Raw genomic sequence first — 23242 nt, forward strand, 5'->3', positions numbered from 1 at the left:
TGAAATCCTTCGTCGTGCGTGCGAACGGAATCTGACGTTGTCCAACGGTGTCAACATCGTCGGTGACGGGAATGTTCCTTGCTGCAGTGATCAGCCTACGTCGCCGTGGGGCCGCGGTGTCCACGTCCCCGCCACGCGCCGAGCCAGTGCCTGCAACGAACCCCTCAGTTCGGAGGGAGCCGGCGGCTGCCGGCGGCTCATGGGGTCGATCACGCTGTATGCCGCAGACGCTCCGAGCGACATGGTTTCGCGCCGTCCGACCTCGACGTGTTCGGCCAGCACCACCGTCGGCCTCGCTTCGGCCGCGGCAGCGCGAACCACGGTCGAGACCGGGTGCTCCCCCAGGCAGCGCCAGTCGAACGTCTGCGTGCCGACAACCACCAGATCGGCCGCACCGACGCGGTGGCGCAACCCGACGACGTCGGCGACACAGGACGCACCCGCGAGCAACCGGCCACCCAGGGCTGCCAGACCGAAGGCGATGCCACCACCTGCTCCGGCTCCCGGCTCACGGTCCAGCCGGTGCTCCTTGCCGCTGATCAGGTCACGGCGCACCGGCAGCAACCGACGGACGTGATCGGCATACCTGCCCATCGCCGCCTCCGCCTCTTGGGCAACGCGCGGATCCCAGCCCAGCGACTCGACGGCAGCGGCACAGGCGCCCTGCAGGCCGAGCAGGGTGCGTTCGTTGTCGTAGGCCACGGTGAGCTCGACGTCCGAGAGCCGCTCACGTGCAGCAGCGAGCGCGGTCGCAAGATCGGCGCTGCGCCCGATCGCTTCGATCAATCCCCGACCGCCGTCGACGCCGTCGATGTCGCCGACGCCGACCACGATCCGCCGCGCGCCACGGTGCAGCACGTTGTCGATGACTGTGCCGAGGCCGGTGGAGTCGCCCCCCGGACACACCTGGGCCGCTTCGACGTAGGTGCATCCGTTCGAGACCAGCACATCCGCCCATGTCGCTGAGGAGGCCGCGACCGCCACCCGGGAGCCGCCGATGGCGTCATCAAGAGCCGCGACGAACCCGCGGCCGCCGGCAGAGAACGGCAGCGCGTCGATGTCGACGAAGGGAGCGCGCTCTTGCCATCCGACCACGATCGCCGTCGTCGCTTCCGACGCCGACAACTCACCCCAGTGATCGCTGGTGACAAGAACTCGCACTCTCACATTGTGCGGGGTGGGTGCACTACGGACGTCGGCCACCGTGTCACCGGCGTCAGCGCAGCAGCAACCATGCCCCGCCGCCAAGGCAGGCAAGAGTGATCAGCAGCATGGCCAGCACCCACAGCAGCGCCGGGAACGGCGTGATGCGCGCGAGCTGGTCGGGGTCAGAACCTGCCCCGCGCCCGGCGTGTCTGGTGCGCTGCATGTCGATCACCGACCACGGTGCAGCGAACAACAGGAACCACGCGACCGCCAGCGCCACGACCGACTGCGAGGTGCCCGGCAACCACCAGGTGACCCCGAACAACACCGCGCCACTGGCCAGCACCACCCACAGGCCATAGAGGTTGCGAATCTGCAGGAGCAGCAGCACCAGGGCGATCAGCAGGAGCCACAGCATCCCGACTGCGTGGCCGCTGCGCAGCAGGGCCGCGGCGCCGAGACCGAGCAGCCCGGGTCCGCAGTATCCGGCGAAAAGCGTTGCCACCATCCCGAATCCGCGCGGCTTTCCGCGCGACACCGTCAGGCCCGAGCTGTCGGAGTGCAGCCGTATGCCGGACAGGCGTCGGCCGGCCGCAAGCGCGACAACCCCGTGAGCACCCTCGTGTGCGACAGTCACCACATGCCGTCCGACGCGCCACGCCGGGCGCCATACAACACAGGCCAGAGCGGCCAGAGCGATGACGATGATGGCGGTGCGGTCGGGCATCGCCGCCGTCGCGGTCACCCGGTTCCACCACTGGTCCACGTCTGAGGCAACGTGGCGCCCTCGGCCGCTGTTCCGAAAATCGGGTGCGTTCCTGCCCGTCGACGTTTGATGGTGGTGCCCATGGACGCGCCCGATCTGTCGCCGTGGGGTATGACGTCAAGAGCTCCGGCGATCGGTCCTCCGCACGGCACCAACAACACCGTCCGGCTGGTCGCGGCGGGCGGCATCGATTATGTGTGGCGGCGCTGCGACAACCTCGACGCAGGACAGGTCCGTCGGGAGCAACGACTGCTCGAGTGGCTGTCGAGGCAGGGGCTGGATTTCAAGGTGCCGCTGGCGCTGCCCACGACGGACGGTGCATGCTTCGCGGTCGACGGCTCGGCGCCGGTGACGCTGCATCGCCTCATCCCCGGTCGTAAACCGAGCCGGGGCATCCATGAGATCGAAGCGGTGGCACGAGCTTTCGGGCAACTGTGGGCAACGTTGGCGTCAGCGCCGAGAGGGCTGGGAGTGCACGACTGGGACGGCCGGTCGATCGTCAGCACCCACGAGCATGCCGGCAATCTCGCCGACGTCGTCGCGTCGGCGCAGCGTGAGGTCGACACGTCGTGGTTCGTTCGGCAAATGGAACTGGACGAGCACCTCACGGACGCTCTTGCCGCTTTGCCGGGGCAGGTGACCCACGGGGATGTCGCCACGTCCAATGCGCTTATCAACGACGGCGTGATCACCGGGCTGCTCGACTTCGAGATCGCCGGATGGGACGCGCGAGTGAACGACGTGGTCACCGGATTGTGCACCTGTGTCGATGATCCGTGGGAGGACGGGTTCGAAGCCCAGAAGCAAGCGTTCGTCACGGCTTTCGACACCGCCGATCAGTTGCGCGACGACGAGTTGGCATTGGTTCCGGAGCTGGTGATGCGACGCTGCGCCGGCTCGGTGATCTGGCGCATCGGTCGCTGGCGGCAGGGATTGGACCCGTGGTCGGCAGTGCTCAACCGGATGGCAGACGGTGCAACACGTGCGCGTCACCGGTCGGCATACCGGATCTGATCGGTGCCACCGCGGACGCCCACGCGGTCGGTCAACCACTGACCGGCAGACCGCGAACTGTCAGCCGTGGACGGAGTGGAGCCAGAGATCGGCGTATCGACGTGCGTCCACACCCAGAGCGACCTCGATGGTCGCGGGGGCCTTGCCGTGCGGATCGTGCGCGAGGTCGCCGGCCCAGTCACGCGCGTCGGCGATGGTGCGTCCGCGGCTCCAGGTGCCCGCGAGTTCGACCCGCACCGGCATCGAAACGCACTGCAAACCTTGCGGATCCAACACCGCGCACACGGCTCCGGCGTCTCCGATGGTGGCGCTGGGTGCACCGAAACGGTCGCACTGGAAGGCAATCAGCGCGCCGGCGAGCTCCGCCGGGCCATGACCACCTGATGCGACAAGCCTCTCGGCCTCGGCGCGGGTGATGACCGGTTCGTAGAACACGTCGAGGCCGTACATCGTCACCGGTATGCCGAGTTCGGCGGCCGCGTCGAGCACGATCGCCGCGGCCTCCGGGTCATGGAAGACGTTGAATTCTGCGGACGCCGTCGCGTTGCCGTGGCGCGCGGCGCCACCCATGAACACGATCCGCGAAATCCCTTGTGCTGCTTGCGGATACGTCCGCAGGAGTAGCGCGACGTTGGTCATCGGTGCAGTCGGCACCAGGGTGATCGGCTCTCCGTCCGTCGCCGCGGCCAGGAAGAGGTCGCGCAGCAACTCGACCGCATGGCGCTCGTCCGGCTGGCGGGACGAGAACTCCCAACCCAAGTCGCCCATCCCATCGTCACCGTGCACGTGTCGGGCGTCGACCGGCTCCTCCAGCAACGGGCGGGCCGCTCCGCGCGCGACCGGCACGTCGGCGCGACCTGCGACATCCAGCACTGTCAGGGTGTTTCGCACCACGTCGTCGACGACGGTGTTGCCGCCGACGCAGGTGACGGCTCGCAAATCGAGACCGGGATGGCAGGCCGCCAGCAACAGGGCGCAGGCGTCGTCGACACCGGTGTCGACGTCCATGACGATCGGGATCGTCACACGTGCACCAGGCCGTCAGGCCCCACCGCCGGGTTGTGCGCCGGGTCGACGCGCTCCCCCTCGGCAATGGCACCGGGCGCCGTGCCAGCGCCGAAAGCGTTGCCGCCCAACGCCTCTCGGCCGTGCGGTGTCAGCCAACCGGCCAGGTCGGGACCGAGCGGAACGACTCCTGTCGGATTGATGTCGCTGTGCACGATGTAGTAGTGCCGCTTGATGTGGGTGAAGTCGACGGTGTCACCGAAGCCGGGTGTCTGGAACAGGTCGCGGGCATATCCCCACAGTGCCGGCAGCTCGATCAGCTTGCCCCGATTGCACTTGAAGTGGCCGTGGTAGACCGGATCAAAGCGCACCAGCGTCGTGAACAAGCGCACGTCGGCCAGGGTGATCGTGTCGCCCAGCAGATACCGCCGCCCGGTCAGTCGCTGCTCCAGCCAGTCCAAGGCGGTGAACAAGCGCTCGTATGCCGCGTCGTACGCCTCCTGGGTGCCGGCGAATCCGCAGCGGTAGACGCCGTTGTTGACCTCGGTGTAGATGCGCCGCATCACCGGCTCCATCTCCTCGCGCAGCGCCTCCGGATAGAGATCCGGAGCACCGGCACGATGGAATTGCGTCCACTCGGAGACGAAATCCCTTGTCATCCGGTCGAAGTCGTTGGTCACGACCTGGCCGGTGGGAACGTCGACCATCGCCGGCACGGTGATGCCGCGGGGGTAGTCCGGGTCACGGCGCAGGTAGGCGTCCTTGATCCTGGGGATGCGCAGCACCGGGTCGAGCCCGTCGGGGTCGAGGTCGAAGGTCCAGCTGTCGGAGTCATGGGTCGGCCCGCACACGCCCATCGAGATGACGTCTTCCAGTCCCAGCAGCCGTCGCACGATGACGGCGCGGCTCGCCCACGGACAAGCGCGGCTCACGACCAGGCGGTATCTGCCGGGCTCGACGGGCCAGCCCTCCGAGCCGTCCCGCAGGATCCGCGTGGTGATGTAGTTGGTGTCGCGCTCGAACGTCGGCTCGACATACGTGCCCTTTGCCATGATCAGGCCTCCTTCGGTGTCAGTGTGGCCAGCCGTTCCAGCAGTACAGCTTCGGCGATGCAGACGCGCTCGAACTCGCCGAGGTGCAGGCTCTCGTTCGCGCCGTGGGCGCGTGTGTCCGGGTCCTCGACGCCGGTGACCAGGATGGCGGCCTCGGGGAACTTCTCGGCGAAGGCTGCGACGAACGGGATGGAACCGCCGACGCCGACATCGACCGGCTGGGTGCCGTCCCAGGCATCGGCGAAGGACGCGCGCGCCGCGTCGTAGATCGGGCCTTCGGCGTCGGCCGCGAACCCGGGACCTTCGTCGTCGAGGGTCACCTCGACCTGGGCTCCCCATGGTGTATGCCGCACGATGTGGTCGCGCACCAGGTCGTATGCCTTGCGCGGGTCCTGGTCGGGAGCCAGCCGGATCGACACCTTGGCACGAGCAGCCGGGACCAGCGTGTTGGAGGCGACGTCGACGCCAGGTGCGTCGATGCCGATGGTGCTGATCGCGGGCCGGGTCCACAGTCGCGACAGCAAGGAGCCAGATCCGATGACCTGCACGCCCTCCAGCAGACCGCTCTCCTCGCGCAGTCGTTCTTCGTCGAAGTCGAGTTCGGCAGCATCGCCACCGGCGAGGCCCTGCAGCGCGACCTCACCGTCGTCGTCGTGCAGACTCGCGAGCACCCGCACGAGCGCGGTGATCGCGTCGGGCACCGGCCCGCCATACATGCCGGAATGCACGCTGTGATCCAGCGTCCGCACCGAGACGACCACACGGATCATCCCGCGCAGCGTGGTCGTCAGGGCGGGGACGCCGATCTGCCAGTTGGTGGAATCCGCCAACACGATCGCATCGGCCGCGAGCAGATCACCATGCCGCTGCAGGATCGTGGCCAGGGAATCCGAACCGACCTCCTCCTCGCCCTCGACGAAGACATTGACGCCGACCGGAGGACGGCCGTCGTGTGCGCGCAGCGCCGCGATATGGGCCATGACACCGGCCTTGTCGTCCGCCGCGCCGCGACCGTACAGTCGGCCGTCACGCACGACGGGTTCGAACGGCGCGGAATCCCAGTCGGCGTCGTCGCCCGGGGGCTGCACGTCGTGGTGGGCGTACAGCGTGATGGTCGGAGCACCTTCGGGCGCGGCGAGCCTGCCGATGACCGCAGGTCGTCCGCCCTCGCGCACGATCTGCACGTCGAGACCCTCGGCCCGCAACAACTGCGCAACGGCCTCCGCGCTGCGATCGACCTGGGTCTGGTCGAACGAATCGAGAGAGACACTCGGAATGCGGGTCAGCTGCTCCAGATCGGACTGGACCTGCGGCATGAGCTCGCGGACATGGGTGGCGATGGCAGAGATACGGGCGGCGTCGACGTCGGTCACCCTGCTCACGCTAGTGCTCCACGCCGGAGCCGCGAGCACGAGCGGTCTCGACGGGCCCCGCGCCCCGTAAGATTGCCGACGTGTTCGGCCGAAGCAAATCAACGACAGTGACTCCCGACCCGACCCCTGAGCGCATCTCGGTGGACGCGGGCTCGTCAAGCACCACCCAGAAGAAGGGTCGTCCGACCCCGAAGCGCAAGGAGGCCGAGGCCGCGCGCCGTCAGCCGCTGGTGCCGGTCGACCGCAAGGCCGCGCAACGCCAGGCCCGCGACGAGGCCCGGCGCGCACGCATGGACCAGCGCGAGGCATTCGCCCGGGGCGACGAGAAGGCACTGCCGGCCCGCGACCGTGGACCGGTCAAGCGCCACATCCGTGACGTCGTCGACTCACGCTGGAACTTCGGCGAATTCGTGCTGCCGCTGATGGTCGTCGTGCTGGCGCTGTCGCTGGTGCGAGACCGCAACGTCCAGGCGGCAATGTTCGTCGTGCTGTGGTTCGTCGTCGCTGCTTTGGTCATCGACGGTTTCTTTCTGGTGCGACGGGTCAAGCGCTCCGTCCGCGAGAAGTTCGGCGAAGAACCGCCCAAGGGCTACGCGCGGTATGCCGCGACCCGCGCCTTCCAGTTGCGGATGGGACGGCGTCCCGGCCCTCAGGTCAAGCGCGGTCAGCGCGTCTGACCGGCGCGTCACACCCCCCGGGGGGTCAGCTGCCGTCGGCCAGCGACATCGGACCGTAGACGACAGCGTCGCTCTCGTGCAGCGTGACAGCAGCCACTCCTGCCGCGGAAAGCTCCTGCCATTGCGCCCCGAGCCAGGTCTCGGCGTCGCTTTGTGTCGGGAAGGCCGACGAGACGAGCGCGTCTCCGGTCACCGGTGCGCCGCTGAGGTCCTCGTAACTCCACGTCCACTCGTTGCTCATGACACGCAACCCTAGGTGGTGCCAACGGCACGTCGGCGTCGTGGCCGAGTTCGGTTGTGGCAGCAGTGCGCACGTCGGCGCCGTGACATGCATGGCAGCAGCCGGCATACATGATCGGCGTGACCGGACTCCCCCGATGGGCCCGGTCACGCCGAATAGGTGATGCGACGGCAGTCGGCGCTCAGCCGGACTTGACCTCGCTGTGCGTCATCCGCCAGATGCCGAGGGACATCGGTATGCCGATCCAGATGGCGAGCGACACGACCAGATGCGCCCAGTCGGCTCCGGACATCGACCCGTCGAGCAGTGTTGACAGGGTCCTGCTGGTGTCGGCCCACTCGGCGATGGTCGACATCCAGGAGATCGCACCGACCATCCCCCATGCGATGGGCAGTACCAGGTAGGCGACGACGGCTCCGGGGGTGTTCTGGATCAGCATCCCGAAGGCGACACCCATTGCGACATACAGCAATTGACCGAACACCAGGCCGAGCACCGTAAAGGCGCTCATGTGCCAGGACGGGTCGGTGCCGCGCACCAGGCCGTCGACACCGGTCGCGGCGGCGCCGAGCACGAAGGCCAGCACGACCACGGCGACTCCCATCACCGACGCCGCGAGCCACTTGGCGAAGGCGACACGGGAACGACGGGGTTCGAGGGTGAAGGTCACCAGGCCGGTGCGCTGGGACCACTCGGTGGTGACCGCCATGATGCCGAGGATGGGCAACAGGATCTGAGCCGGAGCCACGCTGGCCTCGACGAAGTTACGGAAGCCCCGGTCCGACGACCCGGAACCGGTGCAGATCATCACCACCACCACGACCAGCGTGAGCAGCGCGGTGGCGAGGATCAGGAACCTGCCAGCACGCGTGTCCAGCAGTTTGCGAAGCTCCAGCCGCACCAGCCGGCTGAACGGCACCGGATCGATGCGCGTGTCGCGCAGGCGGCTCGGCAGCCGCACGTCGTTCGTGGTCGTTGAGGAATGTGTCGTCGGGGCGCTCATGCGGCGACTCCTTCTCGTGCGTCAGCTGCGGTGAGTTGCAGGAACATCTCCTCCAGACCGGCAGAACCAGCTGCCTTGAGCTCGATGAGCGCGATCTGCTGGTCCAGCGCGATCCGGCCGACCTGCGCCGGTTCGGCGTCGGTTCGGATGGCGCCGCCGACACCGTCGACCGCGAACCCGGCACCCTGCAGAGCACCTGCCAGGCGCATGTCATCGGTGCTACGGACCGAGGTGCCGGCAGCCGCCATCAGCTGCGACTTCGGACCGTTCGCCACGATCTTTCCCCGGCCGATGACGATGAAATGATCGGCGACGACCTCGATCTCGTGCAGCAGGTGTGACGACAGCAGCACGGTGCCGCCCTCGTCCGCGAAACCGCGCAGCAAGGTGCGCATCCACCGGATTCCAGCGGGGTCGAGACCATTGGCCGGCTCGTCGAGGATCAGCACTTTGGGGTCGCCGAGAAGTGCGTGCGCGATGCCGAGACGCTGGCGCATGCCGAGGGAGTAATCGCGCAGGCGTCGCTTCGATTCGTCCCCATTGAGGCCGACGAGATGCAGCATCTCGTCGACACGGCTCTTGGGCAGGCCCATCAGTATCGCCCCGAGCGAGAGGATCTCCCGGCCCGTGCGCCCGTTGTGCTGGGCTGCCGCGTCGAGCAGCACACCGACCTGCCGTCCCGGGTTCGGCAGGTCGGTGTACGAACCACCGAGCACACGGGCGACCCCTCCTGAGGGGGGTGTGAGGCCGCAGATCATGCGCATGCAGGTGGATTTGCCGGCTCCGTTCGGCCCGAGGAAGCCGGTCACCGAACCGGGACGTACTTCGAAGGACACGTCGTCGACGGCGACATACGAGCCGTATCGGCGGGTCAGATGTTCGACAGTGATCATGTCCTCCACCTTGAACGGCCGAAGGTCGATCGCACATCGGCCGGGCGGATTGAACCAGGCCCGACTTTGGTATGCCGCAGCGCTCGTACGGCTGCGCCTACGCTGTGGGGCGTGAATCTCGCCTTGCCCGGAGTCAGCCGGACCCGGCACATCTGGGGTGAGATCGGCCGCGAGTTCGCCGCCGCGCTGATCGGCGCGCTGGTGCTGGCATCGGTGGCGTCCAACGAGGGTGTGGCGCACGACCATCTGTGGGTGTGGATCGACGCCGGGCTCGGTGTCCTGTCGCTGGTGCTGGTGCTGTTCCGGCGACGGTATCCGCTGCTGGTGTGCGTGGTCGTCAGTGCGCTCACCGCCGTCAGCGGAGCAGCGAGTGGTGCCGCGGCGCTGGCACTGGTGTCGTTGGCGACTCGGCGCAAATGGCGGCCGGTCGCAGTGGCGTCGGCAGTCCTGTTGGTCGCAGGTCTCGTCTTCGAGATGCTGACCCGTGGCGCTCACGACGACCTTGGCGACTGGATCACCAATGTCGTACTCGGGCTCTTGTCGATAGCGCTCTGCGTGGTTTCCGGACTTGCGATCGGCTCTCGGCGGCTGCTCGTGGAGAACCTGCAGACCCGCCTCATCGAAGCCGAGCACAGCCAGCAGATGCGCGTCGAGCAGGCGCGTGTGGCCGAACGGGGGCGCATCGCCCGTGAGATGCACGACGTCCTCGCCCATCGCATCTCCCTGGTGGCGATGCACTCCGGGGCGCTGGCATATCGCACCGACCTCTCCCCCGAGGAACTGCGCGAGTCATCGGCGATCATCCGTGACAACGCGCACCTGGCGCTGACCGAACTGCGGCAGGTGCTCGGAGTGCTGCGGGCGACCGAGCCCGCCGACGCGGACCCGCATGCACCGCAACCCACGTTGGCCGATCTGCCGGCCTTCGTCGCGGGCATCGAGCCGGCCGACGGCCCGATCCGACTGACCATGCCGGACGATCTGACAGGTATGTCGGATCTGGTGTCCCGCAACGCTTTTCGCATCGTTCAGGAAGGTCTGACCAACCGCCGCAAGCACTCGCCGCAAGCCGAGCTGAGCGTGCAGCTCACCCGCGAGGACGAATCGCTGGTGTTGTCGATGCGCAACGCGGTGCCCCGCGAGAACCGGCAGACGCACCCCGGCCTGCCGGCATCCGGTCTCGGCCTGGTCGGAGCCGCCGAACGCGCGGTGCTGGCCGGCGGCGAGCTGACCTCCGGCCTCGACCGCGGCGGCGACTTCGCCGTCCGGGCCCGGCTACCGTGGCCACGTGACCCAGAAGAGCCATGAGGGCGACGACCCGATCACAGTCCTGCTCGTGGATGACGACGCGCTGGTGCGCGCGGGGCTGCGCGTCATACTGCGCGGGGCGAAGGACATCTCGGTGCTTGATCACGACGCCGCCAACGGGCAGGAGGCGCTGGCCGCCGTCGTCCAGCACCGGCCCGATGTCGTGCTCATGGATGTGCGGATGCCGGTCATGGACGGCATCGAGGCCACAGCGGCGCTGACGGCGCAACCGGACCCGCCGCAGGTGATCGTGCTGACGACCTTCGACGCCGATGACCTGGTGGTGCGGGCGCTGCGGACCGGCGCGAGTGGGTTTCTGCTGAAGGACACTCCGCCGGAACGACTGGTCGACGCAGTGCGCTCGGTCGCTGCCGGAGAGCCGATCCTGTCTCCGAGTGTGACCCGTCATCTGCTCGAGCGGATCACCTCCGGCGGTGACGGGGCGCGACGAACCGCAGCCAACGACCGGCTCGCAGCGCTGACCGCAAGGGAGCGCGAGGTGGCGGAACTGGTCGGTCAGGGCCTGTCGAATGCAGACATCGCCAAGGAATTGTTCATGAGCGTGCCCACGGTGAAGGCCCACGTGTCACGGGTTCTCACCAAGCTCGGCGCAGACAACCGGGTGCAGGTCGCCATCGTGGTGCACGAGTCACACCTGCCGGACTGACAAGGCGGGAGCTCATCCCGGCGCCTACCGCTGCTTCTGGCCTGAATCTTCAGCGCCTCAGACGCCGCGCCGGACGGCCTCGGCGACCGCCGGGGCGACGCGCTCGTCAAACACCGAGGGCACGATCTGATCGGCCGTGGGATCGTCGACAAGAGCCGCGATCGCTTCTGCCGCAGCGATTTTCATCTCCTCGGTGATCGCTTTTGCGCCGCAGTCGAGCGCTCCGCGGAACAACCCCGGAAACGCGAGCACGTTGTTGATCTGGTTGGGATGATCCGAACGCCCCGTCGCCACAACGGCCGCATGCCGCGCGGCGACATCCGGGCTGACCTCGGGATCGGGGTTGGCGAGCGCGAAGATGATGGCGTCCGGCGCCATACGTTCGATGTCGGATTCGGCCACCCGGCCACCGGAGACACCGACGAAGACGTCTGCGCCCTCGAGCGCGTCGCCCAGCGATCCGGAGACGCCGCGGGGGTTGGTGTCGTGCGCCAGCCGCTTCTTGTGCGGCCCGAGGTCCTCGCGCGCGGTGCAGATCACGCCTCGGGAGTCGGCGACCACCACGTCGGCGATGCCGGCGCGTTCGAGGATGTTGGCGATCGCGACCCCGGCCGCCCCTGCCCCGGCGATCGCGACGCGCATCGCTGACAGGTCACGCCCGGTGACCTTCGCCGCGTTGATGAGGGCGGCCAGGGTGACGATCGCGGTGCCGTGCTGGTCGTCGTGGAACACCGGGATGTCGAGGCGCTCCTTGAGCTGTTCCTCAATGTCGAAACACCGCGGCGCGGAGATGTCCTCGAGATTGATGCCGCCGTATGTCGGAGCCAGGCGCGCGATGGCCTCGACGAGTTCGTCCACGGTGCCGGTCTCGAGGCACACCGGCACGGAGTCGACACCGCCGAAATGCTTGAACAGCACGGCTTTTCCCTCCATCACCGGCAGCGCGGCGACCGGCCCGATGTCGCCGAGCCCGAGGACCGCCGTGCCGTCGGTGACGACCGCGACGGTGTTGCGCTTGGTCGTGTACGTCATCGCGAGCGCCGGGTCGACGGCGATGGCGCGGCATACATCGGCGACCCCGGGGGTGTAGAGCAGCGACAGATCGTCCCTGTCGCGCAGCGGCTTGGTGGGTACGGTCTCGAGCTTGCCGCCCTCATGGGCGAGGAAGACGGGGCTGTTGGCGTCCGGCGCCGGCGTGATCTCGGTCATAACGGGCACAGCCAAGCACACCCGCGGACCGGATGCCTGTGAGGACCGCCAGTTGTCGAGACCGTGGCCCGCGTGTGGAGGTCGGTGGCCGGCAGATCCGCGATGGCGGCCACACCACTTCGTGGCCGTAGTCGGTCTCCTGCGCCATACCCGCCGATCCGCAAAGACGGTCCCACCCACACCGCGAGTCACACCCGAGGAGTTGTTCGCGATGGATAGGCTGCCGGACAGGCCCATATGTGGTGCCGCCGGCGGTGAAAGGGTGCTCATGACTGCGACGTTGGTGCTCGGTGGGGTGCACAGTGGCAAGGCGCGGTATGCCGTAGGTCTGCTGCCGACGGACGATCCGGTGACGCTCATCGTCCCGACGCCCAAGGCCGGTGACGGAAGCGAGGCTGTGACCGCCCTGTCGCACTGGACCCGTATCGACACCGACGACGTCACACGGACGATCCTGCGCGGACGCACCCCGGCGATCGTGGACCGGCTCACGCCGTGGGCGATCTCGCTCATCGAGGCGGCGGACGCACGCGACGATCTGACCAGGGCACTGGACATCGTGACCGGCGCGGGCGAGGAACTCGCCGCCCTGTGTCTGGGCGTGCCGTATGACGTCGTCCTGATCGGCGACGAATTCAACGCAGCGCCGAGTTCGGCCAAGTCAAAGGACCATGTGCTGCAAGCCGCGGTCGGCCGGCTCAACCAGGTGATCGGAGCCGAACTACCGCGGGTGGTGCTGGTGTCCGGCGGACGAGCGCTGGATCTGTCGGACGCCCCCAAGGTGCGCTGACCGCCGTTCGCGTGATCGGTCGCGACGGCGTGGCGACACGCCTTCGGGCGGAGGCGGCTCGCGGCCGGAAACGTTGACCTGGCAGAAGTTGTCGTTACCGCGCACGCACAACGACAACTGGCGCCACATCGACGAGGTGGCTCCCGGCCGGGAACCGGGCAGCTCACGTCAGGAGACGTCCGAAGGCACAGCCCCCATTGACCTGGCAGAAGTTGTCGAAATCGAGGGCTCACAACAGCACCTGGTGCCAGGTCAACGAGGTGGGTTGCGTGAAGAAAAAGTTGACCTGGCGGAAGCGGTCGTTATCGCGCACGCACAACGACAACTGGTGCCAGCTCGACGAGGTGGCTCCCGGCCGGGACGAGCGGCTCGCGACCGAGCGTCCGGCTCTCCTTGGAAGCCCGAGGGCCTATGTCAGGAGACGTCGACCTTCACGAAGGGCGGCTTGACGACCGTCGCCGGCACCTCGCGACCGCGCACGTCGATGGTGACCTCATCACCCTCGGCGACACCACGGTCGAGCAGGGCGAGCGCGATGCCCTGCTTCAGCGACGGCGACATCGTGCCGGAGGTGACCTCGCCGATCACGGTGCCGTCCGCCCCCTTGACCTCGCAGTGGGCGCGCGGGATGCCGCGTCCGGTCGCGAGCAGACCCCACGTGAGGCGGTAGTCCTTCGCGGCCTTCTGCGTCTCCAGCGCGGACTTGCCCCAGAAGTCGTCCTTCTTCCAGCCGACGGCCCACCCGGCGCGTGCCATGTTGGGCGTGATCGTCATCGACAGGTCGTTGCCGTGCAACGGGTAGCCCATCTCGGTGCGCAACGTGTCGCGAGCGCCGAGGCCGCAGGGCAGCCCGTCATACGGCACCATTGCGTCGACGAGGGCGTCCCACAGCGCCGGGGCGTCATCCCAGCCCGGCACGAGCTCAAAGCCCTTCTCACCGGTGTAACCCGAGCGAAGCACGATCACCTCGCGGCCGTTCCATTGCGCCACCGCGAAGGACATGTAGTCCAGATCCGTCGGCAGCCCGAGCGCCTCGACAACCTCGAAGGACTTCGGGCCTTGCACCGCGATGATCGCGTAGTCCTCGTGCTGGTTGGTGATCTCGATGCCGGCGGGGGCCTTCGCCTGCATCCGCCGGATCACCTCGGCGGTGTTGGCGGCGTTGGGCACGAGGAAGACCTCGTCCTCGGCGGTGAAGTACTGGATGAGATCGTCGACGACGCCGCCGGTCTCGTCGTCGCAGCACATCGTGTACTGCGCCTTCGGCGGTGCGATCTTGCGCAGGTCGTTGGTGAAGCACGAGTTGACGAAGTCGGCCGCACCTTCGCCCTTGACCAGCGCCTTGCCCAGGTGCGACACGTCGAAGATGCCGACGCGTTCGCGCACCGCAGTGTGCTCGCGCAGCACTCCCCCACCGGGATATTCGATCGGCATCTGCCAGCCGCCGAAGTCGGCAAGTTTGGCGCCGAGCGCGACGTGGCGCTCGTGCAACGGCGAGGTCTTGGTGGGCTCACTCATGGTGGGCACCGTACCGCCCGGCTCGGCGCGTATTGTCGCCGGAGTCACATCCATCATGTATGTCGCAAGGAGCCTCCCACGTGCCGACGCTGACTGTCACCGCCACCACGGCCACCAAGGCCAAAACCGACGCTGTCGTCGTGCTGTCCCTCAAGGACGGTGCACACGCCCGCACCGCTGCCACGTCCGCCCTCGAGCCTGCCGCACAGGAGTATCTGGACACCGCACTGCGGACGTTGTCGGCGACCGGGGCGGCCGACGAGGTGCTGCGCGTTCCTGGTGTGCCCGGTGTCAACGGCGTGGTCGTGGTCACGGGTGCGGGTCTGACGGCAGCACCGACCGCAGCAGACGTCGAGGACATCCGCAAAGCTGCGGGCGCGGCTGCTCGATCACTGCTGGGCAAGGCGACGTCGGTCGCCTATGCCTTTCCCGGTGACGACGCCGCTGTGGTCGCCGCCACAGCCGAAGGCGCGCTGTTCGGCAGCTACGAATACCGCGTCTACCGGTCCGCGAGCGACACCCACAAGGTGCTCGCCACGATCGTGGTGCTGTCCACGCTGGCCAAGGACAAGGCGGTCAAGGCCGCAGTCGAGCGCGGCATCACGCTGGCCACCCACCGCGCGTGGGCACAGGACCTGGTCAACATGCCGCCGCTGGACCTGTACCCCGCGTCCTTCGCAGAGGAGGTCAAGAAGCACTTCGCCGGCACCAAGGTGAAGGTCACGGTGCAGGACGAGAAGGCGCTCGCCAAGGCGAACTGTGGCGGCCTCATCGGTGTGGGCCGTGGGTCCGCACGACCGCCCCGGCTGGTCACCCTGAGCTACCAGCCGGCCAAAGCCAAGGCGCACCTCGCGTTCGTGGGCAAGGGCATCACCTTCGACTCCGGTGGTCTGTGCATCAAGCCGGCGACCGGAATGGTGACGATGAAGTGCGACATGGCCGGGGCTGCTGCCGTAGCGGCTGCGGTCGCCGCCGTCGCCGAACTCGGTCTGCCCGTCGCGGTCACGGCATACCTGTGCCTGGCCGAGAATCTCACCGGCTCCGACGCGCAGCGCCCCGGCGACGTGGTCACCATGCCCAACGGCAAGACCGTCGAAATCATCAACACCGATGCCGAAGGCCGCCTGGTCATGGCCGACGGGCTGTGCTTCGCCTCACGTGAGAAGCCCGACCTCATCGTCGACGTCGCGACCCTCACCGGCGCGGCGGTCCTGTCGCTCGGCCCCCGCACCGCGGCCGCGCTCGGCAACGACGACGCGACCCGCGACGAGGTCGTGGCCGCCGCCCACACCGCGGGTGAGGACATGTGGCCGATCCCGCTGCTGCAGCACCTGCGGTCGGCCATGAAGTCCTTGGTCGCCGACACCAAGCACACCGGAGCCCGTGAGGGCGGCATGATCACCGCGGCTTTGTTCCTGGAGGAATTCGTCGGCAACGGCGACGACGGCGCCGCCCTGCCGTGGGTGCACCTTGACATCGCCGGCCCGGCATATGTGACGGACGGTGCCTTCGGCTACACCGGCGCGGGAGCATCCGGCTATGCCGTGCGCACGCTGCTCGCGCTCGCCGAGGGCCGTGCCTGATCGACGCACCTCGGCACCACCTGCGTTGACGAAAGGAGCCCGCATCCGGTTCGGATGCGGGCTCCCTTCGTCAGTCGCCGGGCTCAGCCGCCGGACTTGCGACGGAACATCTGCTGGGAGCCGGACGTCTCCGGCCCGTGGGAACCGCTCACCTTGGAGTGAGCGGCGTGGTCGGAGACGTCCTTGCCACCGTGGGCGTTCTTCTTGTCCAACGCCTCACGGAACTTGCGCTTGACGTCGTCACTGGGTCCGTTGTCCTGCGTCACTGCCGGTCTCCTTTGCGTCGGGCTGTCGACCCACTCTCCCATGCGAGCCGTCTCACAGACCACGGAAACGTGGACGCCGGTCCGACGCCGCGCGCAAGTGGTGGGAGGCGGAACACCCGCATGCCTGGGCAGGTGCGCCTGCGGATGGTCGCGGCGTACGCGGTAGTTCGATGCCGCCGGAACGGGCTGTCACGCTCAGTGCCAAGATGACTGGCGACAGCCACCGTGAACGCAAGGGAGCGCCACACCTGATGTCAGCGCAAGCCGACGACACCTTCGACATCGTCATCCTGGGCGGGGGAAGCGGTGGTTACGCCTGCGCCTTCCGCGCCGCTGAGCTCGGCCTGCGCGTCGCGCTCGTCGAGAAGGACAAGGTGGGTGGCACCTGCCTGCACCGCGGGTGCATACCGACGAAGGCACTGCTACACGCAGCCGAGATCGCCGACAGCGCTCGCGAAGGCGCCAAGTTCGGCGTGCGTACCACCTTCGAATCCATCGACATGGCCGGCGTGCACTCCTACAAGGACGGCGTCATCGGCCGGCTCTACAAGGGTCTGCAGGGCCTGGTGAAGTCGCACGACATCACGTATGTCGAAGGCACCGGCACCTTGTCGTCGGCGACGACGGTCACCGTCGGCGATCGCGTGCTGACCGGCCGCAACGTCGTGCTGGCCACCGGCTCGTATGCCCGTTCGCTGCCGGGCCTGGAGATCGGCGGGCGGATCATGACCAGCGATCAAGCCCTCTCTCTCGACCATGTGCCATCGCGTGTCACCGTCCTGGGCGGCGGAGTCATCGGAGTCGAATTCGCTTCTGTTTTCGCGTCATTCGGCGCGGACGTGACCATCGTCGAAGCGCTGCCGCGGTTGGTGGCGGCCGAGGACGAAGCGATTTCCAAGCAACTTGAGCGCTCCTTCCGCAAGCGCAAGATCAAGGCGCTGACCGGAGTTCGCTTCGCGTCCGCCACCCAGACCGAGGACTCCGTCACGGTGACCTTGGAGTCCGGCGACACCATCGAGTCGGATCTGCTGCTGGTCGCTGTGGGTCGCGGGCCGGTCACTGCTGGCATGGGCTATGCCGAGGCCGGCGTGACCGTGGAGCGCGGGTTCGTCATCGCCGACGAGCGCTGCCGCACCGGCGTACCCGGGGTGTATGCCGTCGGCGACATCGTGCCCGGGCTGCAACTGGCGCACCGCGGATTCGCGCAAGGCATCTTCGTCGCGGAGGAGATTGCCGGCCTCGCGCCCACGCCGATCGACGAGAGCGGCATCCCGCGCGTGACCTACTGCGACCCCGAGATCGCATCGGTCGGACTGACCGAGGACGCTGCCCGCGAAACGTATGGCGAGGTCGAGACCTACGAATACAACCTCGGCGGCAACGGCAAGAGCCAGATTCTGCAGACGCAGGGCTTCGTGAAGGTCGTGCGCGCCAAGGACGGCGCTGTCGTCGGTGTCCACATGATCGGCGCACGCATGGGCGAGCAGGTGGGCGAAGCCCAGCTCATCGTCGGCTGGGAGGCATTGCCCGACGATGTCGCGACCTTGATCCACGCCCACCCGACGCAGAACGAAGCACTCGGCGAAGCCCATCTGGCGCTCGCCGGCAAGCCCCTGCACGCCCATGCCTGAGACCCGCCTGCACTTCCGCTACACAATCGAGGAGACTGTTGTCCATGTCTGAACGCGTGACAATGCCAGCACTCGGCGAGTCGGTGACCGAGGGCACCGTCACTCGCTGGCTCAAGCAGGTCGGAGAACAGGTTGCGGTCGACGAGCCGCTGCTGGAGGTCTCCACCGACAAGGTCGACACCGAGATTCCCTCACCTGTCGCGGGCACCTTGCAGGAGGTGCTCGTCGAAGAAGACGAGACCGTGCCGGTCGGCGCCGACCTTGCCGTGATCGGTGACGGTGCTGCGGCACCGCAGTCCGACAGCGGCTCGGGCCAGGCCGCCGCTCCTGCGGAGCCTGAGCCCGCCGCTGACCCGGAACCCACCGAGGCGCCATCCACCGAGCAGGCTGCGCCGGCCGCGAAGCCTGAGGCCGCCACCGAGCTGGTCGGTGGAGAGGTCACCGGAGGCGAGAAGATCACGATGCCCGCGCTCGGTGAATCCGTGACCGAGGGCACGATCACCCGCTGGCTCAAGGCCGAGGGCGACGACGTCGCGGTCGACGAGCCGCTGCTGGAGGTGTCCACCGACAAGGTCGACACCGAGGTGCCGTCCCCAGTCGCCGGCAAGCTCACCAAGATCCTGGTGCAGGAGGACGAGACGGTGCCGGTCGGCGCGGACCTGGCCATCGTGGGCGGTTCGGCCGCTGCGGCGCCGGCAGCTGCTCCGCAACAGGCGGAGGCGCCGAAGACCCAGCCTGAGCCCGAGGCTCCCGGTCACGAAGCACGCGAGGAGGCCGCTCCGCAACAGGCAGCGCCTGCACAGCAGGCTGCTCCTGCACCGGCGACCGCGGCCCCCGCACCGGCTCAGCCGGCCACGGACACGCAGCCACGGGAGCAAGGCGCCGACCGCGACGACTCCACGTCATACGTCACTCCCCTGGTCCGCAAGCTCGCCGCCGAGCACGGCGTCGAGCTGGCGACCCTGACCGGGTCCGGTGTGGGCGGTCGTATCCGCAAGCAGGACGTTCTGGCCGCAGCCGAGAAGGCCAAGCAGCCCGAACCCGCGGCCGCACCGGCGGCCGCGGCACCGACGGCTCCCGCTGCGGCACCGCGCCCCAGCACGGTGCCGGAGGTGTCTGCCAAGCGCGGTACCACCGAGAAGATGACCCGCATGCGCAAGCTCATCGCCACGCGCATGGTCGAGTCGCTGCAGGTGTCGGCCCAGTTGACGACGGTGCTCGAGGTCGACGTGACCAAGATTGCTCGCCTGCGCGCCAAGAACAAGGCCGGTTTCGAACAGCGTGAGGGCGTCAAGCTGAGCTTCATGCCGTTCTTCGCCCTGGCTGCGATCGAGGCGCTCAAGGCCTTCCCGCAGCTGAACGCCAGCGTCGAGGACGACTCCATCGTCTACCACCCGAGTGAGAACCTCGGCATCGCGGTCGACACCGAGAAGGGCTTGTTCGTCCCGGTCATCAAGAACGCCGGTGACCTGAACATCGCCGGCCTGGCCCGCAAGATCGCCGACCTGGCGGAGCGCACTCGCTCCAACAAGGTGACCCCGGACGAACTCGGCGGCGGCACCTTCACGCTGACCAACACCGGCAGTCGCGGTGCGTTGTTCGACACCCCGATCATCAACCAGCCACAGGTCGGCATCCTGGGCACCGGAGCCGTGGTCAAGCGCCCGGTTGTGGTCACCGACGCCGATGGTGGCGAGACGATCGCGATCCGCTCGATGGTGTACCTGGCACTGTCCTACGACCACCGCATCATCGACGGCGCGGACGCAGCGCGGTTCCTGTCGGCGATGAAGCAGCGCCTCGAGGAAGGCGCCTTCGAGGTCTGAGCGAGGCACCTCCGGCATACGACGCCGCCCCACCGATCCGTCGGTGGGGCGGCGTCGTCATGTGCTGTGTGTCGATCACGGTGCCGGCCGACGGCGCGTCATACAGCCCGGGGCGGCCGGCGCCGATGCCCGGCCACCCATACGGCTGATGCTGCTGTCAGCAGCGGGTGATCTACTGACAGCCACCCATCAGTGAGGAGCCCGATCCCATGCGTGTCGCCATCACCGGAGCCAGCGGTCTCATCGGTTCTGCTTTGTCCGTGGCTCTGAGCCGCCGTGGTGACGAGGTGGTCAAACTGGTGCGCCGCGAGCCGTCCGGACCCGGCCAGGTCCGCTGGGCGCCGGACAAGGGTGAGCTGAATTCCACGGAGCTGCAAGGGGTTTCGGCGGTCGTCAATCTTGCGGGCGCCGGGATCGCCGACAAGAGGTGGACGGCGGCATACAAACGCACCCTGCTGGACTCACGGGTCGACAGCACCCGCACCGTCGTGCGCGCCATCACCGAACTCGACGAGCCGGTGCGCCTGGTCAACGGCTCGGCCATGGGCTACTACGGCGACCGCGGCGACGAGGTGCTGGACGAGGACGCCGCTGCCGGTGCGGGATTTCTCGCGGAGGTCGTGACGGCGTGGGAGGCAGCGGCGGCCGAAGCAGTTCACCAGGGGTTGCCTGTCGCCTATGCGCGCACCGGCCTGGTGCTGTCATCGGCAGGCGGCGCCATGGGGCGGGTGCTGCCGTTGGCGCGGCTGGGCCTGGCCGGGCCGCTCGGCAACGGCCGCCAATGGTGGTCGTGGATCACCCTGCGCGACGAGGTCGCCGCCCTGATCCACCTCATCGACCATCCGGAGGTGACCGGACCGGTGAATCTCGGCGGACCTGAGCCGGTCCGGCAGCGCGACGCCATGAAGGCGCTGGGCGTGGTGCTGCACCGGCCAGCACTGCTGCCCGCGCCGACTCCCGCCCTACGGCTGGTGCTCGGCGAGATGTCCGCCGACATACTCGCCAGTGCCCGTATGTCGCCGAAAGCGTTGCAGGAGAGCGGTTTCGAGTGGACCGACCGCACTGTCGCCGACGGCATGAGGTATGCCGCGGGCGTCTGACGCTGCGGCATACGTCCCGCGCCGGCTGCGACCAATCGACCGCGACATCCGGCAGAAGCGCTGTCGGTGGCGCCGTTTACGATCACTGGCGTGTCTCAACCGCCGACGCCAGCCGACGCCATGATCCGCACCCGCGACCTGCGAAAGTCCTTCGGGGAGTTCGAGGCCGTGCGCGGGATCGACATCGACGTGCGGCGTGGCGAATCCTTCGGGTTCCTCGGCCCGAACGGCGCCGGCAAGTCCTCGACGATGCGGATGGTCGCGGCCGTGTCACCGGTGACCAGCGGTGAGCTGCGCATTCTCGGCATGGACCCCGCGACCCAGGGCCCGCAGATACGAGCCCGTCTCGGCGTCTGCCCGCAGGACGACACCCTCGACAACGAGCTGACGGTGCGGGACAACCTGATCGTCTACGGCCGGTATTTCGGTATGTCGCGGGCCGTCGTCCGGCAGCGCGCCGACGAGTTGCTGGAGTTCGCGCAGCTCACCGAGAAGGCCTCCGCCCGCGTGGACGACCTGTCCGGAGGAATGAAACGACGGCTGACCATCGCGCGCTCGTTGGTGAACGACCCGGAGCTCCTGCTGCTGGACGAGCCGAGGATGCGTTTGGGGGGTATCTAGCTGAGATAGCTAGTTTACCTGGCTGAGCGGCGGGTTTGTGAGGTATCCGCTGGATCGGCGGGTGCTGGGCGTGGCGGGTCGCTATCGGCCAGACGTTCGTCGGTGAGATGTGCGAGTTCTTCGAGAAGTTGGTCTTGAAAGCTTTCGTCGTTGGTAGCGCGTGCTGGGTCGGTGCGATGTTGGTGATACCAGTACCCGCCGGAAGTGAGGGCTTCCGGGGCGTTGCTGGTCGCCAGCCATACTTGGGTGCGATATCCAAGGTCGATGTCGTCGGTTGCGCTTGCGCCCCCCATCTTGGTTGGCACCCATCCGGGATCGACCGCGTTTGTGAGCGTGCCGGGCCAGCGACGCGCGACCGCAGCGGCGAGGGTCGTGACTAGCAGCTTGCTATCCGAATAGGACACGTTCCCTTCTTGGTTGTTCGGGTCGATCGCGGTCAGGTCGGCTCGTCCGCTTTGGTGCAGGCTGCTACTGAGATACACCAGTCGTTCGGGGCGGTCGATCAGTGCGGTGAGCAGGTACGGGGCAACGACGTTGACCGACATAACGTTCGGTCCAGACATGATGCCCGCGTTGTGGATTACTGCGTCCATCCGTCCGAGCTGGTTGACCTGTTTTGCGACCTCACGAGTCTGTTGCTGGTCGGAGAGATCACCCACCACGGCTGCGGCTCCTTGGTCGATCAGGTCCCGCACAGTTTTGAGACGGTCGGCGTTCCGGGCGTGGACGACGACCTCGTGGCCGCCGTTCATGAGCGCCCGTGCGGCTAGGTGACCGAGACCATCCGTTGAGCCGGTGACGAAAACACGTGCTGCCGTAGTCATTGTTACGCGCGGACGATCGCGATGTTGAACTCGAACGTGTCGAGCACCCCAACGAGGTTGAAGTACATCTGCATGTACATCTCCGTCGCACGAGCGGATTGAATGCTGCCAAGGTCGATGATCGTCTCCTGTTGCCAACCAAACTCGGTGAGCAGGGTCGTGACGGTTTCCTTTGCGCCGGTGTCGTTGCCCGCAATGAAGATGTTGTGGTGTCCGGGTAGGCGGGCGGGATCGACCATGATGTCTTTGAACATCGTGTTCAGGGTCTTGACCACCAGGGCGTCAGGAAACGCGCGCTGGACTTGCTCGCCAAGGCTGTCAGTGTTCGCGATCGTCAGCCTTGGGGGCATCCCTCCTGAGAAATCGAGCGGCAGCGCAAGATCAACCAACACCTTGCCCGCTAGGTTCTCTGAGCCGGTCGCTTCTAGTGCGGCCATCGCGTTCACGCCCGAGGTCGCGTTGATAACCAGCTCGCCATGCGTACCAGCGTCCGGGAACGTCGCCAGTCGCACGGTCGCGTTGTCTTTTTGCCACCCGGAATAGGGCGGAGTTCCCATTGAGTCCGGCTCGGTGCGCGTCAACGTCTGCTGCACGTCGCGCGTGCCAATCACAACGTCATGCCCAAGCCCTGATAGTCGGCCAGCGAGCGCGCGACCGACCATGCCCGTTCCAAGAACTGCAATTTTCATTTTGGTCTCCAATTTCTAGCTAGTGAGTTAGTGACTACGC

At 67.6% G+C, this 23242-nt stretch carries 22 protein-coding genes and 1 pseudogene; 10 read left to right on the forward strand and 13 right to left on the reverse strand.

The window, feature by feature from the left end; all coding sequences use genetic code 11:
• Nucleotides 1-90: 90 nt before the first annotated feature.
• The gene (locus BKA23_RS09160; protein ID WP_170226436.1) at nucleotides 91-1161 is read right to left on the reverse strand and encodes a glycerate kinase; all 1071 of its coding nucleotides are present in this window, start codon (nucleotides 1159-1161) and stop codon (nucleotides 91-93) included.
• Nucleotides 1162-1216: 55 nt separating this feature from the next.
• Nucleotides 1217-1891, reverse strand: coding sequence for a M50 family metallopeptidase (locus BKA23_RS09165; protein WP_246104538.1), 675 nt, complete (start codon nucleotides 1889-1891; stop codon nucleotides 1217-1219).
• A 102-nt stretch (nucleotides 1892-1993) separates the two neighbouring features.
• Here BKA23_RS09165 and BKA23_RS09170 point away from each other — a divergent pair, with 102 nt between their 5' ends.
• Nucleotides 1994-2926, forward strand: coding sequence for a phosphotransferase (locus BKA23_RS09170; protein ID WP_170226437.1), 933 nt, complete (start codon nucleotides 1994-1996; stop codon nucleotides 2924-2926).
• Between the two features lie 60 nt (nucleotides 2927-2986).
• Here BKA23_RS09170 and BKA23_RS09175 read toward each other — a convergent pair whose 3' ends face one another.
• From BKA23_RS09175 to BKA23_RS09185, 3 genes are read right to left on the reverse strand one after another with little or no spacing between them, the layout of a single operon-like run.
• Nucleotides 2987-3952, reverse strand: coding sequence for a nucleoside hydrolase (locus tag BKA23_RS09175; RefSeq protein WP_246104539.1), 966 nt, complete (start codon nucleotides 3950-3952; stop codon nucleotides 2987-2989).
• The gene (locus BKA23_RS09180) at nucleotides 3949-4983 is read right to left on the reverse strand and encodes a glutathione S-transferase family protein (protein ID WP_145227455.1); all 1035 of its coding nucleotides are present in this window, start codon (nucleotides 4981-4983) and stop codon (nucleotides 3949-3951) included. The genes BKA23_RS09175 and BKA23_RS09180 overlap by 4 nt, the downstream gene beginning before the upstream one ends.
• A gap of 2 nt (nucleotides 4984-4985) precedes the next feature.
• Nucleotides 4986-6299: a dipeptidase gene (locus tag BKA23_RS09185; RefSeq protein ID WP_246104607.1), complete on the reverse strand. Its 1314-nt coding sequence runs from the start codon at nucleotides 6297-6299 to the stop codon at nucleotides 4986-4988.
• 164 nt (nucleotides 6300-6463) lie between these two features.
• Here BKA23_RS09185 and BKA23_RS09190 point away from each other — a divergent pair, with 164 nt between their 5' ends.
• On the forward strand, nucleotides 6464-7033 hold the full coding sequence (locus tag BKA23_RS09190) for a DUF3043 domain-containing protein (protein WP_246104540.1): 570 nt from the start codon (nucleotides 6464-6466) through the stop codon (nucleotides 7031-7033).
• Nucleotides 7034-7058: 25 nt separating this feature from the next.
• On the opposite strand, the gene BKA23_RS09195 is transcribed toward BKA23_RS09190, so the two are convergent.
• From BKA23_RS09195 to BKA23_RS09205, 3 genes are all read right to left on the reverse strand, one after another.
• A complete protein-coding gene (locus tag BKA23_RS09195) occupies nucleotides 7059-7274 on the reverse strand; it encodes a hypothetical protein (protein WP_145227460.1) in 216 nt (71 codons plus the stop codon).
• 181 nt (nucleotides 7275-7455) lie between these two features.
• Nucleotides 7456-8277 (reverse strand): ABC-2 transporter permease, encoded by an 822-nt coding sequence (locus BKA23_RS09200; RefSeq protein ID WP_145227461.1) that lies wholly within the window; start codon nucleotides 8275-8277, stop codon nucleotides 7456-7458.
• Complete coding sequence (locus tag BKA23_RS09205; protein WP_211841632.1) at nucleotides 8274-9170, reverse strand: ABC transporter ATP-binding protein; 897 nt, start codon at nucleotides 9168-9170, stop codon at nucleotides 8274-8276. The genes BKA23_RS09200 and BKA23_RS09205 overlap by 4 nt, the downstream gene beginning before the upstream one ends.
• A 111-nt stretch (nucleotides 9171-9281) precedes the next feature.
• Here BKA23_RS09205 and BKA23_RS09210 point away from each other — a divergent pair, with 111 nt between their 5' ends.
• Both BKA23_RS09210 and BKA23_RS09215 read left to right on the forward strand, forming a co-directional pair.
• Nucleotides 9282-10478 (forward strand): sensor histidine kinase, encoded by a 1197-nt coding sequence (locus tag BKA23_RS09210; RefSeq protein ID WP_170226438.1) that lies wholly within the window; start codon nucleotides 9282-9284, stop codon nucleotides 10476-10478.
• Nucleotides 10459-11145 carry a response regulator gene (locus BKA23_RS09215; protein ID WP_170226439.1) on the forward strand — a complete coding sequence of 229 codons (687 nt, stop codon included), beginning with the start codon at nucleotides 10459-10461 and terminating at the stop codon, nucleotides 11143-11145. Before BKA23_RS09210 ends, BKA23_RS09215 begins: the two co-directional genes overlap by 20 nt.
• 57 nt (nucleotides 11146-11202) lie before the next feature.
• Here BKA23_RS09215 and BKA23_RS09220 read toward each other — a convergent pair whose 3' ends face one another.
• Nucleotides 11203-12354: an NAD(P)-dependent malic enzyme gene (locus BKA23_RS09220; RefSeq protein ID WP_145227464.1), complete on the reverse strand. Its 1152-nt coding sequence runs from the start codon at nucleotides 12352-12354 to the stop codon at nucleotides 11203-11205.
• Nucleotides 12355-12622: 268 nt separating this feature from the next.
• Here BKA23_RS09220 and BKA23_RS09225 point away from each other — a divergent pair, with 268 nt between their 5' ends.
• A complete protein-coding gene (locus tag BKA23_RS09225) occupies nucleotides 12623-13144 on the forward strand; it encodes a bifunctional adenosylcobinamide kinase/adenosylcobinamide-phosphate guanylyltransferase (protein WP_170226440.1) in 522 nt (173 codons plus the stop codon).
• A gap of 414 nt (nucleotides 13145-13558) precedes the next feature.
• Here the strand turns inward: BKA23_RS09225 and gcvT are convergent, their stop codons facing one another.
• Nucleotides 13559-14662 (reverse strand): glycine cleavage system aminomethyltransferase GcvT, encoded by a 1104-nt coding sequence (gene gcvT / locus BKA23_RS09230; RefSeq protein WP_145227466.1) that lies wholly within the window; start codon nucleotides 14660-14662, stop codon nucleotides 13559-13561.
• 80 nt (nucleotides 14663-14742) lie between these two features.
• Between gcvT and BKA23_RS09235 the strand changes: the two genes are divergently transcribed.
• Entirely contained in the window at nucleotides 14743-16245 is a 1503-nt protein-coding gene (locus BKA23_RS09235) for a leucyl aminopeptidase (protein WP_342783600.1), read from the forward strand.
• 83 nt (nucleotides 16246-16328) lie between these two features.
• Here the strand turns inward: BKA23_RS09235 and BKA23_RS09240 are convergent, their stop codons facing one another.
• The gene (locus tag BKA23_RS09240) at nucleotides 16329-16511 is read right to left on the reverse strand and encodes a DUF5302 domain-containing protein (RefSeq protein ID WP_145227468.1); all 183 of its coding nucleotides are present in this window, start codon (nucleotides 16509-16511) and stop codon (nucleotides 16329-16331) included.
• Between the two features lie 251 nt (nucleotides 16512-16762).
• On the opposite strand from BKA23_RS09240, the gene lpdA reads away from it, so the two are divergent.
• From lpdA to BKA23_RS09260, 4 genes and pseudogenes are all read left to right on the forward strand, one after another.
• A complete protein-coding gene (gene lpdA, locus BKA23_RS09245; protein ID WP_145227469.1) occupies nucleotides 16763-18142 on the forward strand; it encodes a dihydrolipoyl dehydrogenase in 1380 nt (459 codons plus the stop codon).
• A gap of 44 nt (nucleotides 18143-18186) precedes the next feature.
• On the forward strand, nucleotides 18187-19968 hold the full coding sequence (sucB, locus tag BKA23_RS09250) for a 2-oxoglutarate dehydrogenase, E2 component, dihydrolipoamide succinyltransferase (RefSeq protein ID WP_145227470.1): 1782 nt from the start codon (nucleotides 18187-18189) through the stop codon (nucleotides 19966-19968).
• A 209-nt stretch (nucleotides 19969-20177) separates the two neighbouring features.
• Nucleotides 20178-21068 (forward strand): TIGR01777 family oxidoreductase, encoded by an 891-nt coding sequence (locus tag BKA23_RS09255; protein ID WP_145227471.1) that lies wholly within the window; start codon nucleotides 20178-20180, stop codon nucleotides 21066-21068.
• Between the two features lie 120 nt (nucleotides 21069-21188).
• Nucleotides 21189-21665, forward strand: a pseudogene (locus BKA23_RS09260) (ABC transporter ATP-binding protein); the annotation flags it as partial.
• Between the two features lie 38 nt (nucleotides 21666-21703).
• Here the strand turns inward: BKA23_RS09260 and BKA23_RS09265 are convergent.
• Both BKA23_RS09265 and BKA23_RS09270 read right to left on the reverse strand, forming a co-directional pair.
• Nucleotides 21704-22513, reverse strand: coding sequence for an SDR family NAD(P)-dependent oxidoreductase (locus BKA23_RS09265; protein ID WP_145227472.1), 810 nt, complete (start codon nucleotides 22511-22513; stop codon nucleotides 21704-21706).
• Between the two features lie 2 nt (nucleotides 22514-22515).
• Nucleotides 22516-23202, reverse strand: a complete 687-nt coding sequence (locus BKA23_RS09270; protein WP_145227473.1) for an NADPH-dependent F420 reductase — start codon at nucleotides 23200-23202, stop codon at nucleotides 22516-22518.
• Between the last annotated feature and the right edge of the window lie 40 nt (nucleotides 23203-23242).

This window comes from Rudaeicoccus suwonensis, assembly GCF_007829035.1.
In the GTDB taxonomy this organism is placed as follows: Bacteria; Actinomycetota; Actinomycetes; order Actinomycetales; family Dermatophilaceae; genus Rudaeicoccus; species Rudaeicoccus suwonensis.

Excerpts from the sequence above, each read along its gene's own strand:
- BKA23_RS09185 (WP_246104607.1), bottom strand. The coding sequence starts at position 6,299 with ATGCCGCAGGTCCAGTCCGATCTGGAGCAGCTGACCCGCATTCCGAGT.
- BKA23_RS09180 (WP_145227455.1), bottom strand. The coding sequence starts at position 4,983 with ATGGCAAAGGGCACGTATGTCGAGCCGACGTTCGAGCGCGACACCAAC.
- BKA23_RS09220 (WP_145227464.1), bottom strand. The coding sequence starts at position 12,354 with ATGACCGAGATCACGCCGGCGCCGGACGCCAACAGCCCCGTCTTCCTC.
- BKA23_RS09265 (WP_145227472.1), bottom strand. The coding sequence starts at position 22,513 with ATGACTACGGCAGCACGTGTTTTCGTCACCGGCTCAACGGATGGTCTC.
- BKA23_RS09255 (WP_145227471.1), top strand. The coding sequence starts at position 20,178 with ATGCGTGTCGCCATCACCGGAGCCAGCGGTCTCATCGGTTCTGCTTTG.
- BKA23_RS09205 (WP_211841632.1), bottom strand. The coding sequence starts at position 9,170 with ATGATCACTGTCGAACATCTGACCCGCCGATACGGCTCGTATGTCGCC.
- sucB (WP_145227470.1), top strand. The coding sequence starts at position 18,187 with ATGTCTGAACGCGTGACAATGCCAGCACTCGGCGAGTCGGTGACCGAG.
- BKA23_RS09225 (WP_170226440.1), top strand. The coding sequence starts at position 12,623 with ATGACTGCGACGTTGGTGCTCGGTGGGGTGCACAGTGGCAAGGCGCGG.
- BKA23_RS09200 (WP_145227461.1), bottom strand. The coding sequence starts at position 8,277 with ATGAGCGCCCCGACGACACATTCCTCAACGACCACGAACGACGTGCGG.
- gcvT (WP_145227466.1), bottom strand. The coding sequence starts at position 14,662 with ATGAGTGAGCCCACCAAGACCTCGCCGTTGCACGAGCGCCACGTCGCG.
- BKA23_RS09270 (WP_145227473.1), bottom strand. The coding sequence starts at position 23,202 with ATGAAAATTGCAGTTCTTGGAACGGGCATGGTCGGTCGCGCGCTCGCT.
- lpdA (WP_145227469.1), top strand. The coding sequence starts at position 16,763 with ATGTCAGCGCAAGCCGACGACACCTTCGACATCGTCATCCTGGGCGGG.
- BKA23_RS09195 (WP_145227460.1), bottom strand. The coding sequence starts at position 7,274 with ATGAGCAACGAGTGGACGTGGAGTTACGAGGACCTCAGCGGCGCACCG.
- BKA23_RS09170 (WP_170226437.1), top strand. The coding sequence starts at position 1,994 with ATGGACGCGCCCGATCTGTCGCCGTGGGGTATGACGTCAAGAGCTCCG.